The organism is Mesorhizobium sp. WSM4898 (assembly GCF_029625845.1).
Lineage (GTDB): Bacteria > Pseudomonadota > Alphaproteobacteria > Rhizobiales > Rhizobiaceae > Mesorhizobium.
On record NZ_JARTVQ010000001.1, the window covers coordinates 701,701 to 713,997 of the forward strand.

The following is a 12,297-nucleotide window of genomic DNA, read 5'->3' on the forward strand; positions in this document are numbered from 1 at the left end:
CCGCCGATCCGCGGCGCGCCTCCGCAGAGGACATGCCTGATGACGCTGCATGACGTCGCGCTCGACGACAAGTTCGACCTTGCCAAGGAGCGCGTTTTCCTGTCCGGGGCGCAAGCCGTCGTGCGCATGCTTTTGATGCAGCGCGAGCGCGACCGCCGCGCCGGCCTCAACACCGCAGGCTTCGTCTCCGGCTATCGCGGCTCACCGCTCGGCGGCCTCGACATGCAGCTGTGGAAGGCGAAGCGGCAGCTTGCGCAGGCCGACATCGTCTTTCAGCCGGGCCTCAACGAAGAGCTCGCCGCCACCGCCTGCTGGGGCTCGCAGCAGACCGAGCTGCTCGGCGAAGGCACCCATGACGGCGTCTTTGCCGTCTGGTACGGCAAGGGGCCGGGCGTCGACCGCTCCGGCGACGTTTTCCGCCACGCCAATCTCGCCGGCTCGTCGAAAAATGGCGGCGTTCTCGCCCTGATGGGCGACGACCATATGGCCGAATCCTCGACGAACGCACATGCCACCGAATTCCTTTTCGTCGACACCATGGTGCCGATCCTCAACCCCGCCGGCGTCCAGGAGATCATCGACTACGGTCTCTTTGGCTTCGCCATGTCGCGTTTCGCCGGCACCTGGGCGGCGATCAAATGCGTCAAGGACAACATCGAATCGACCGCTTCGGTCGACGCCTCGATCGAGCGGCTGAACATCGTCATTCCTGATTTCGACATGCCGCCGGGCGGCCTCAATATCCGCCACGAGATCGACATGCTCGGCCAGGAGGAGCGCCTGCATGAGCATAAGCGCGCCGCCGCCTCCGCCTTCATCCAGGCCAACGGGCTCAATCGGACCGTCTATTCGGGCGGCCGCAAGCCGAAGCTCGGTATCATCACCATAGGCAAGAGCTATCTCGACGTCCGCCAGGCGCTGGAGGATATCGGCATCGACGAAAAGGCCGCCAATCGCTTCGGCATCCGCCTGTTCAAGGTCGGCTGCCCCTGGCCGCTCGACTATCAGCATGTCGCCGACTTCGCCCGCGGCCTCGAGACCATCGTCGTCGTCGAGGAGAAGCGCTCGTTGATCGAGGTGCAGTTGCGCGAGAACCTCTACGGCTCCGCTATTCAGCCTGCCATCGTCGGCAAGAAGGACGAGCGCGGGGACTGGCTGTTTCCGGCCAAGGGCGCGCTCGACCCGAACGAGATCGCGATCGCGCTCGGCGAGCGTATCCTGCGCACCATCGGCCCCTCGGAGGAGATCGCGGCGCGGGTGGCGAAGCTGCGCCAGTTCCAGGCGATGCTCGCCGATACCGCGGACATCGGTTCGCGCACGCCGTTCTTCTGCTCGGGCTGCCCGCACAATTCCTCGACCAAGGTGCCGGAGGGCTCGCTTGCCGCCGCCGGCATCGGCTGCCACTTCATGGCGCTGTGGATGGACCGGAACACGGTCGGCTTCACCGCCATGGGCGGCGAGGGCGCGCAATGGGTCGGCCAGGCGCCGTTCTCCAAGCGCGGCCATATCTTCCAGAATCTCGGCGACGGCACCTACAACCACTCCGGCGCGCTGGCGATCCGCTTTGCGCTCTCCTCAGGCGCCAACATCACCTACAAGATCCTCTACAACGATGCAGTCGCCATGACCGGCGGCCAGCCGCACGAAGGTGGCCTCACCGTCGATATGATCGCCAGACAGGTGCGCGCCGAGGGGGTCGAGCGCATCGCCGTCGTCACCGACGAGCCGGCCAAATATGCCGGCAAGGCCGATTTCCCGCCCGGCGCCACGATCCATCACCGCGACGACCTCGACCTCGTGCAGCGCGAGCTGCGCGAGGTCAAGGGGGTGTCGGTGCTTCTCTATGACCAGACCTGCGCCGCGGAAAAGCGCCGGCGCCGCAAGCGCGGCACCTTCCCCGATCCCGACAAGCGCGTCTTCATCAACGAGCTGGTCTGCGAAGGCTGCGGCGATTGCGGCGTGCAGTCGAACTGCGTCTCGATCCAGCCGGTCGAGACCGAATTCGGCCGCAAGCGCCGGATCGACCAGTCGAGCTGCAACAAGGATTTTTCCTGCCTCAACGGCTTCTGCCCCTCTTTCGTGACGGTGCATGGCGGCAAGATCAGGAAGGCCGAGGGGATTGCCGGCAAGAGCGATCCGCTCGAAGGCGTGCCGTCACCCGCCGAATTTCCACTCGGATCTCAGGGCTGGGCGGCGATCATCGACGGTGTCGGCGGCACCGGCGTCGTCACCATCGGCGCGGTGCTGGGCATGGCTGCCCATATCGAGGGGAAGGGCTGCGGCATGATCGACATGGCGGGCCTTGCCCAGAAGGGCGGCTCGGTCTTCACCCATGTCCGCATCGCCCCGACGCCCGAGGACATCCACGCCATCCGCGTTTCCGCCGGCAAGGCCGATCTTGTGCTTGGCTGCGACCTCGTCGTCTCCGGCGCCAAAAAGGTGCTCGCCGCGGTGCGCGAGGGCCATACCATGTTCCTCGCCAACACCGCCGAGATCATGCCCGGCGAATTCACCCGTTCCGCCGATTTTTCGCTGCCGGTCGAGCGGCTGAAGAAGGCGATCCGTGCCGCCGCCGGCGACGACAAGGCCCACTTCTTCGATGCCACCCGCACGGCGACCGCGCTGTTCGGCAATTCGCTCGGCGCCAACATGTTCATGCTCGGCTTCGCCTTCCAGCATGGCGGGCTACCGCTCTCGGCCGAAGCCGTTGAAAAAGCGATAGAATTGAACGGCGAAGCGGTGGTGATGAACATCGCCGCCTTCCGCTGGGGCCGTCGCGCCGCGCACCAGCCGGATTTCGTGCGCGGCTTGGTCGGTCGTACCGGCAAGCCGGCGTCGGCACCGGAAACGCTCGACGACATTGTCGCCCGGCGGGTGGCTTTCCTCACCGCCTACCAGAACGCCGCCTATGGCAAGCGCTATGCCAACAGGATCGCGGCGCTGCGCGCAGCCGAGGCGACAGCGGTTCCCGGCTCAACGGCCGTCACCGAGGCGGCCGCGAAAAACCTCTTCAAGCTGATGGCGATCAAGGACGAGTATGAGGTGGCCCGGCTTTACACCGACGGCAGCTTCGCCGCCGATCTCGCAAGGCAGTTCCAAAGCTACGAAAAGCTGGAATTTCACCTCGCGCCGCCGATCCTCGGGCGGCGCGGCAATGACGGCAAGCCGAGGAAGTCGAGTTTCGGCCCGTGGATGATGAAGGCATTTCGCCTGCTTGCTGTCATGAGAGGCCTGCGCGGCACCGCGTTCGACCTGTTCGGCCATACCGCCGAACGGCGCGCCGAGCGGCAACTGCTTGCGCAATACGAGGCCGATCTCGATCTGATCGCCGCAGCACTTGCGCCGGGCAAGGTCGAGGCCGCCGCCGCTCTGGCCTCCGTTCCGGCGCTCATCCGCGGCTATGGCCATGTCCGGCAGGCCAGCGCCGCCAAGGTGTCCGAAGAGCGCTCCAGGCTGCTGCAGCGGCTGACCGAGGCCGCTCCGGTGCCCGTTCTCAGCGCTGCCGAGTGATTGCGCCAGACCAATCCCGAAGTTTTCGTCGGTCGGCCTAAAGTGCCTCGCGTCGAAATGGATCCAGGCGAGGCGCTTTAGGCCTTTGTTCGATGCAGGTCGTTCTCCCAAAACCGCTGCGCACTTGTGGGCGACATGCGTTAGGTCCTTTGTGCCCTTGGCCGGCAGACCGAAGCCGCTGCTCAAGGCGGTTCTGTTCTAAGCCTTTCTTAAGGCGGTTGTGTCATGACAAGGCTTAGCGTTGGGCCGACCCTATGGGCAAAACAAAGACCGAAAGCATCCCCGCGGATGTTTATATCCAATTTGTGCGGTCGTTGTTCGACAACGCGCACATGTTGTTGATCGGTGGCGCGTGCTACTGGATCCTCGGATTCATGATCTATCTGCGCACCCACAATCCCCTGTTCCTGGCGTTTTCTTTTGCCCTGCTTTCCGTCAGCCTTATCCGTTACTTCGGCATTCGCGGCTTCCTGAGGACAGGCGGCGCGATTGCCGATGTCGAACACGCGCAGCGGTTGGAGCGCAGCTACATCCTGAAGGGCTGCCTTCAGGGTCTCGGATTGGGCGCGCTGTGTTTCGTGTCGATCTACATATATCCCGAACCGTTCGCCGAGCTCGCGGCAATGTCGCTCACGCTGGCGACCCTGGTCACCGTTGTCGCCCGCAACTATGGGTCGCCGCGCATGGTGCGGATCTTTTCCGTGACCTTCATCGGTCCGGCGGCTCTCGCGCTCCTGCTGCGCATGGACGCGCCCTCCGTCGTCCTCGGCCTGATGATCATCCCGATGACGTTCATCACCATCACCGGCGCCGATCATGTCCGCAACGTGCTGTTCTCGGCGGTTATCGGCCACAAGCAGGCGAGAAACCTGACGCGCAGGTTCGACCGCGCGCTCAACACGATGTCGCACGGCCTGGTCATGCTCGGCCCCGACGGGCGCGTCGCCGTCGCCAATGCCGAGGCCGCCCATCTGATGTCGCTGAAATCGGCCGACGCGCTGCTCGGGCGCTCGATCCACGGCCTTCTGATGCGCGGCGTCGCCGGCGGCATGCTGGCACCGAAGGATTGCCGCTACATCGAGGCGCAGCTGACGCGCGCCTTGCGCGAGGGCCGGGACCGCAAGGTGCTCGTGTCGCTCGCCAATGGCCAGCACTACGAGTTCTCCGCGCGCGAAGGCAGCCAGGAACTCGGCGTCATCACCTTCGAGGACGTCACGGCCCGCGTCGAGGCGGAGGAAAAGATCCGTTTCATGGCGCGCTACGACAACCTCACCGGCCTGCCGAACCGTGCCTATTTCCACGAGCTGGTCGGCGAGGCCATGGCGTCCGGCGACCGCGACCGGCTCTGCGGCTTGGCGGTGCTCGACCTTGATGATTTCAAGAGCGTCAACGACACGCTCGGCCACCCGGTCGGCGACGGTTTGATCTACGCCGTAGCCGAGCGGCTGGCAGCGGTTGCCGGGCCGGGCATCAATGTCAGCCGCTTCGGCGGCGACGAATTCATGATCTATTTCGACCGCATCGAGGACGAGAGCCATCTCACTGGCCTGCTCGACGAGATCTTCGCCGGCCTGCAGGGCGAAGTCGACGTCGCCGGTCACGGCCTGCGCATCCAGACCAGCGGCGGCGCGGTGTTGTCCGTGGTCAAGGACACCGACGTTGACGGCATGATCGTCAAGGCGGACCTCGCGCTCTACAAAGCCAAGGAGCTCGGCAAGAACAGCTGGCGGCTGTTCGAGGCATCGATGGACGCCGCCTTCCGCAATCGCCAGCTGATGAAGGCCGATCTGCGCAGCGCCGTGCAAGCCAAGGAGTTACGCGTCGTCTACCAGCCGATCGTGTCGATGAGCACCATGCGCATCGCCAGCTGCGAGGCGCTCTGCCGCTGGGATCATCCCGATCTCGGCCCGATTTCGCCGGGCGTCTTCATTCCGCTGGCCGAGGAGATGGGCATCATCTCCGAGATCAGCTCTTTCGTGCTGCAGGCGGCCTGCGCCGAATGCGCCAAATGGCCGGCCCAGACCAGCGTTTCGATCAACCTGTCGGCCAAGGACTTCCGCAACCGCGACGTCGTGCAGAAGGTGCGTGATGCGCTGGCGGCGTCGGGCCTTGCGCCGCACCGGCTCGAGATCGAGGTGACGGAGACTGCCCTGCTCGACGACAAATCACTGACCCGCGAGCTGATCGAAGAGCTGAAAGCGCTGGGCGTCCGCATCGCGCTCGACGACTTCGGCACCGGCTATTCCAGCCTCAGCTACCTGCACAAGCTGCCGCTCGACAAGATCAAGATTGACCGCTCCTTCCTCATCGACGTGACCCAGAGCCCCCAGTCGCTCGATCTTCTGAAGGGTATCGTCGGCTTGACCCGGACGCTGGGCCTGGTCGTCACGATCGAAGGGGTGGAGACTTTCGAGCAGCTGAAGATATTGGTGCGTTCGGTCAAGCCAGACCTCGTGCAAGGCTTCCTGTTCGGCGCCGCGCTCAGCGCGTCCGGCATCGAGACGATGTCGAACGTCACCTGGCCATTCGCCGCGGACCTGCGCCTCGCCCCCAGACGGTCGGCCAGATAGGGAATTTCATCATTCAGGATTAAGAATGCGCGTTGCGTTGGCTACGCAGCAATTTAGGTCCAATCGGAAGGTTTTGACCCGATTGTTCAGGCTCAAAAGCTCACATTTGTTTTCTCTAAGCAATTCAATACGGCAAAGTATTTTGGCTTGATGCCCTATATTACCGGTAGCTGCGGCAGCCAAGTCCTTTCAGATCTGGCATCTTTGAACTCCTTGACATCGGATGCGTGCCAAGGTCCGAGTGTGCGGTCGACTTTTCCGCGCAACCCTTTCCGGCGCATTGTTAAGGTTAACGGAAGGTAAACCAGCAGTATCGAATTTTCGGCTTGTGTCTCATTTTGACTCGAATAGCCTGTTTACAGGCGGATACGAGGACTTGAGGATGGATGCTGCAAGAAACGATGCGCAGGCTGACGCCGGCGCAAATGCTGGCTCGGCGCTGAATCGTTCGATCATGCAATTGCTGGAGCATGTCGATTATCGTTTGATCACGGGGGGCGAGGATCTGGAGGCGATCTACCGCCTTCGCTATCAGTCCTACCTGCGCTCAGGCATGTGCGGCCCGATCGCCAGCGGGATGTTCGAGGATCGCTGGGACAACCTGCCGAATTCCTACCGGTTCGGCGTCTATTTCGATGGCCACTTGGTCAGCACGCTGCGGCTCCATTACATTTCCCGCGAGCACCCCTATTCGCCCTCTGTCGACGCCTATCCGGAAATCTTGGCCGAGCGGCTTGCCCGCGGAGAAACCTTCATAGACGGAACCCGGTTCGCAACCGACGCGGATAGCGCGCCCGCGCCCGGAGTCCTGCCTTTCCTGACGCTGAGGCTCGGCATGGTGGCTTCCAGCTATTTTGGCCAGACGGGCGTGCTGACGCCGGTCAAGGTCGAACATTCCGCTTACTACGCCCGCATCTTCCATGCCGTGCAGCGGACAGAAGGCAAGGTGTTTCCGGGTGTCCTTGCGCCGATCGCCTTGTTCGAGATCCCCTGCGGTCAAAACTTGCGCCAGACGCTCGACCGCTTCCCGTTCTTCAAGTCGACGCCGGTGGAGCAGCGGATGATGTTCGCCAATCCGGCCATCAACCGGCTCACCCCTCTGTCGATCGTACCGACGGCCAAATACTATCGCGATGCCGCCTGAACGGGCGTCCTTCCGCGCATCGTGAACCTTCCCCGCGGCTCCCGCGTTACGAGTACCGGCGTCACTGATCATCGACGGCGCCGCATTCTTGCCCCAGGCTTGTCGCCGGCTCAAATCGGGTTTTTCACGGGAAGGAGTACGATTATGACCATCCACTCGCTTGCGCTCACGCCCCTGATCTCGCTGATCGCCGGCATATTGATCCTGGTGATGCCGCGCCTGCTCAACTACATCGTCGCGCTCTATCTGATCGTGGTCGGCCTGCTCGGCCTGTTTCCGCACCTCGCCGCCTAATGCATCTCGCCCGGAACCGTGCAGCGGTTCTGGGCAACGGCACCCATCAAGAAGAGCTTTGAAGCGTCTCGCCTGAATCCGATTCAGCGCGACGCGCTTTAAAGGCCTACGACGCCCCTCGCCACGGCGAGGGCCTCCCATCGCAATTTTAGCTTCCGCCCATTTCAACTTTCGTTTGAGGCTGTTGTCGCCGGCCGTGCGGCAATAGCGCCATTGCTCTTGCTCGGGCTTTTCGCTATGTGCCTCGAAGGCATTTTCGAAGGGGTATTCCTATGGCTGATCACACGCCGACCGGTCCTGTCGAACTGGGCGCGCAGATGGACTATGCCGAGCACGATCGCACCTACAACGCATTTCTCACGCTCGCCAAATACGGCTCGCTCGTCTGCGCCGCCATTCTGCTGGCCATGGCCTTCGGCTTCTTCGCGGGCGGCTTCTTCTCGGCGACCATCCTGTTCATCGTGATCATGGCCGTCGGCTATTTCATTCTGCGGTAGACTCTCCAAGCCATTGCGTTCGACGTTCCGCCGGAGGTCCCGGCCGACGCCTTGCGCAGCAAGGTTCCAGCCGAAAGGATCATGCGGTGGGGCAGACGGTATTCATCCCTCGTGAGCTTGACGCGAACGAGCCGCGAGTCGCGGCCTCGCCCGAGACGGTGAAACGGCTGGCGGGCCTGGGCTTCGAGGTGATCGTCGAGAAGGGCGCCGGCCTCGGCTCGCGCATTACCGATCAGGAATTTGCCGCCGCCGGCGGCACGATTGGAACTGCCGGGGACGCCAAGAACGCCGATGTGGTGCTGAAGGTGCGCCGGCCGACCGATGCCGAGCTCAAGGGCTACAAATCGGGCGCGGCCGTCATCGCCATCATGGATCCTTACGGCAACGATGCGGCGCTGGCCGCGATGGCCAGTGCCGGCATCATCGCCTTCTCGATGGAGTTCATGCCGCGCATCACCCGCGCGCAGGTGATGGACGTGCTTTCCTCGCAGGCCAATCTTGCCGGCTACCAGGCGGTGGTCGATGCGGCGGCCGAATATGATCGCGCGCTGCCGATGATGATGACGGCGGCGGGCACGGTGCCGGCAGCAAAAACCTTCATCATGGGCGTCGGCGTCGCCGGTCTGCAGGCGATCGCCACAGCGCGCCGTCTCGGCGCCGTCGTCACCGCCACCGACGTGCGTCCGGCGGTGAAGGAGCAGGTGCAGTCGCTCGGCGCAAAGTTCCTGGCGGTCGAGGACGAGGAGTTCAAGGCGGCGGAGACCGCCGGCGGCTACGCCAAGGAAATGTCGAAGGAATATCAGGCCAAGCAGGCGGCCCTGACCGCAGAGCACATCGCCAAGCAGGATATCGTCATCACCACGGCGCTGATCCCTGGACGTCCGGCGCCTAAGCTGGTGTCGGCCGCCATGGTCGCCTCGATGAAGCCGGGCTCGGTGATCGTCGACCTTGCGGTCGAACGCGGCGGCAATGTCGAAGGCGCTCAACCCGGCAGGGTCGTGACGACGGAAAACGGCGTCAAGATCGTCGGCCATCTCAATGTGCCCGGTCGTGTCGCTGCATCCGCTTCGCTGCTCTACGCCAAGAACCTCTACGCCTTCCTCGAGACGATGGTCGACAAGGCGACGAAGACCCTTGCCATCAAGCGCGATGACGAGTTGGTCAAGGCGACGATGCTGACCGATGCCGGCCAAGTCGTGCACCCCAGTTTCGCCAAGGCCGCCGGGCAGCCGCGCACCGAGCCGGCTGCGATCCCGGCCACGGTCCTGGTCGCGGATGCCGCCGACAAGAAACCGGCGCCCAGGAGGAGGGCCGCAGCCAAGTCACCCTCGCCTAAGCCAGAAGGGACCGCGTGATGGAACAGCTGCAGAAAGCCCTCGACCAGCTCGATCAGGCGACGGCTGCCGTACGCCTCGCGGTGCAGGATCTCGCCAATGCGCCCGCCGGCGCCGAGGCTGCCGGCAACGCCGCGCACGCGCTCTCGGGCGGCGCCATCGATCCCTTTGTCTTCCGCTTCGCCATCTTCGTGCTGGCGATCTTCGTCGGCTATTATGTCGTCTGGTCGGTGACGCCGGCGCTGCACACGCCGCTGATGGCCGTCACCAACGCCATCTCCTCGGTCATCGTCGTCGGCGCGCTGCTCGCCGTCGGCATCGCGGCCTCCGGCCTTGCCGCGGGCTTCGGCTTCATCGCCCTGGTGCTGGTGTCGGTCAACATCTTCGGCGGCTTCCTCGTCACCCAGCGCATGCTCGCCATGTACAAGAAGAAGGAAAAGTGACGTGACCGTCAATCTCGCTTCCTTCCTCTATCTGGTCTCCGGCATCCTGTTCATCCTGGCGCTGCGCGGCCTGTCGCATCCGACCACCAGCCGCCAGGGCAATCTCTACGGCATGATCGGCATGGGCATTGCCATCGCCACCACGCTGGCGCTGGCGCTGCCCTCGGCTGGCCGCTTCGGCCTGATCGTGCTCGGGCTTGCCATCGGCGGCGGCGTCGGCGCCTATGTGGCGCGCCGCATCGCCATGACCTCGATGCCGCAGCTGGTCGCCGCCTTCCACTCGCTCGTCGGTTTCGCCGCCGTCATGGTGGCGGCGGCCGCCATCTACGCGCCGGAAAGCTTCGGCATCGGCACGGCCGGCGACATCCATGCCCAGGCGCTCATCGAGATGAGCCTCGGCGTCGCGATCGGTGCCATCACCTTCACCGGCTCGGTCATCGCCTTCCTCAAGCTCGACGGCCGCATGTCCGGCAAGCCGATCATGATCGGCGGCCGCCACCTGATCAACATCGCGCTCGGCGTAGCCCTCGTGGTGCTGATCGTGCTGCTCGTCACCACCGAATCCAAGCTAATCTTCTGGCTGATCGTCGCCGCTTCGCTGGTGCTCGGCGTGCTTCTGATCATCCCGATCGGCGGCGCCGACATGCCGGTCGTGGTGTCGATGCTGAATTCCTATTCCGGTTGGGCGGCAGCGGCGCTCGGCTTCACGCTCGGCAATCTGGCGCTGATCATCACCGGTGCGCTGGTCGGTTCTTCCGGTGCGATCCTGTCCTACATCATGTGCAAGGGCATGAACCGCTCCTTCATCTCCGTCATTCTCGGCGGCTTCGGCGGCGAGACGGCTGCGGCTGCCGACGACGGCATCGAGCGCACCGTCAAGCAGGGCTCGGCCGACGACGCCGCCTATCTGATGATGAACGCGCAGAAGGTCATCATCGTGCCGGGCTATGGCATGGCGGTGGCCCAGGCCCAGCACGCGCTGCGCGAGATGGCCGACAAGCTCAAGGCCAATGGCGTCGAGGTAAAATACGCCATCCATCCGGTTGCCGGCCGCATGCCTGGCCACATGAACGTGCTGCTCGCCGAGGCCAATGTGCCCTATGACGAGGTGTTCGAGTTGGAGGATATCAACTCCGAATTCGCCCAGGCCGATGTCGCCTATGTCATCGGCGCCAACGACGTCACCAACCCGTCCGCGCGAGATGATAAGAGCAGCCCGATCTACGGCATGCCGATCCTCGACGTCGACAAGGCCCGCACCTGCCTGTTCGTCAAGCGCTCGCTGGGTTCGGGCTATGCCGGCATCGACAACACGCTGTTCTATAAGGACGGCACCATGATGCTGCTCGGCGACGCCAAGAAGATGACCGAGGAAATCGTCAAGGCCTTCGATCACTGATCCGGCTTGCCATCTCAAAGACCGAAAAGCCCGGCCGTGAGCCGGGCTTTGTCTTTCAATCACCGGATGGTTCAGTCTAGCCTTTGGACAGGAAAAGCGCCTCGTCTTCGTCGCGCTGCTTGCCGCCGAGAGCTGCGGCAGCGCTGGCGATGAATGCGCCGATGACCAACGCCAAGGCGCCGATCAGGGCAAATGAGGCCGTTGCCTTCCTGGCCGTGTCTGCCGCCTGCTTGGCCTTGGTCTTAGCCTCCTCCACCTTTGCAAGCACCGCATCGACACGGGCCTTTGCGTCGGCTTCCGGAAGGCCTGTGCGGGCAGTCACAAGCTGCGCCAGGTAGGTCTTGTCGTCGGCCGACACCTCACCGGAGGCGGCACTTGCGACCAGGATGCGAGACGCTTGCGCCGTGGTCGCCGCGTCGTTTTGCGGATTGGCGGCTGCAAGCTTGCTCGCATCCGCCGGACGGAACAGCGTGTCGACGAAATACGATGTCGCATTGTCGACCGAGGCGCCGTTGGCGTTTGCCGACGCGCCTGCCGAGGCACCCATCGCGGCGCCCGACGCGACAGTGGATGCCGCCTGCACGCCCGTCCCAACTGCAGCCGACAGGACCGAGCCGAGAACACCGGCGACAAGCAACGTGGCCAGCGCCCAGGCAAGGAAGCCGTGGGTGGTGTCGCGGAAATAGACCTCGTCAGTGTGGACGCCAACCCATTTGGTCCGCAACCGCCCGGCAAGATAACCGCCTAGGCCCGCCGACAGCCATTGCACGACGATTAACCAGGCGCCGGTGGTAGCCGCGAAGGTGGTGACCGAAGGATTCGACGCGGACCAGGGCGAAACCATCGTCAGCCCGAGTCCGGAGCCGAGCAAGGTAAGGATGAGAGTCAAAGCCGAGGCTGCGAAAGCGCCAGCGATGATCGGCCCCCAACTGACGGCGGTGGCGGAGGATTCTAGCGTACCGGGAGCATCGGTTGCCGATAGGGTGGGCTGCATCGAAGCCTCCTAGCGGGCAAAAAGCATGATGAGAATGATGATCGGAATCGGAACCCCGAGCAACCAGAGCAAGATACCGCGGCCCATCGAAACCTCCTGAAACAAGTTGTGA

At 63.9% G+C, this 12,297-nt stretch carries 9 protein-coding genes; 8 read left to right on the forward strand and 1 reads right to left on the reverse strand.

What is annotated here, in order from left to right; genetic code table 11:
• Positions 1–6 precede the first annotated feature (6 nt).
• The 8 genes from P9228_RS03480 to P9228_RS03515 all read left to right on the forward strand — a co-directional run bounded on the left by P9228_RS03480 (position 7) and on the right by P9228_RS03515 (position 11,191).
• Entirely contained in the window at positions 7–3,510 is a 3,504-nt protein-coding gene (locus P9228_RS03480) for an indolepyruvate ferredoxin oxidoreductase family protein (RefSeq protein WP_278052882.1), read from the forward strand.
• A gap of 254 nt (positions 3,511–3,764) precedes the next feature.
• Entirely contained in the window at positions 3,765–6,080 is a 2,316-nt protein-coding gene (locus tag P9228_RS03485) for an EAL domain-containing protein (protein ID WP_278052422.1), read from the forward strand.
• Positions 6,081–6,303: 223 nt separating this feature from the next.
• Positions 6,304–7,224, forward strand: coding sequence for a hypothetical protein (locus P9228_RS03490; RefSeq protein WP_278052423.1), 921 nt, complete (start codon positions 6,304–6,306; stop codon positions 7,222–7,224).
• Positions 7,225–7,368: 144 nt separating this feature from the next.
• Positions 7,369–7,518 carry a DUF3096 domain-containing protein gene (locus P9228_RS03495; RefSeq protein ID WP_067003359.1) on the forward strand — a complete coding sequence of 50 codons (150 nt, stop codon included), beginning with the start codon at positions 7,369–7,371 and terminating at the stop codon, positions 7,516–7,518.
• A gap of 272 nt (positions 7,519–7,790) precedes the next feature.
• Positions 7,791–8,015: an aa3-type cytochrome c oxidase subunit IV gene (locus P9228_RS03500; protein WP_067003362.1), complete on the forward strand. Its 225-nt coding sequence runs from the start codon at positions 7,791–7,793 to the stop codon at positions 8,013–8,015.
• A gap of 86 nt (positions 8,016–8,101) precedes the next feature.
• Positions 8,102–9,370, forward strand: coding sequence for a Re/Si-specific NAD(P)(+) transhydrogenase subunit alpha (locus tag P9228_RS03505; protein WP_278052424.1), 1,269 nt, complete (start codon positions 8,102–8,104; stop codon positions 9,368–9,370).
• Complete coding sequence (locus P9228_RS03510) at positions 9,370–9,792, forward strand: proton-translocating transhydrogenase family protein (protein ID WP_067003367.1); 423 nt, start codon at positions 9,370–9,372, stop codon at positions 9,790–9,792. Before P9228_RS03505 ends, P9228_RS03510 begins: the two co-directional genes overlap by 1 nt.
• Before the next feature lies 1 nt (position 9,793).
• Positions 9,794–11,191 carry an NAD(P)(+) transhydrogenase (Re/Si-specific) subunit beta gene (locus P9228_RS03515; protein ID WP_067324170.1) on the forward strand — a complete coding sequence of 466 codons (1,398 nt, stop codon included), beginning with the start codon at positions 9,794–9,796 and terminating at the stop codon, positions 11,189–11,191.
• 76 nt (positions 11,192–11,267) lie between these two features.
• Here the strand turns inward: P9228_RS03515 and P9228_RS03520 are convergent, their stop codons facing one another.
• Positions 11,268–12,185 carry a hypothetical protein gene (locus P9228_RS03520; RefSeq protein WP_095776998.1) on the reverse strand — a complete coding sequence of 306 codons (918 nt, stop codon included), beginning with the start codon at positions 12,183–12,185 and terminating at the stop codon, positions 11,268–11,270.
• Positions 12,186–12,297: the final 112 nt, after the last annotated feature.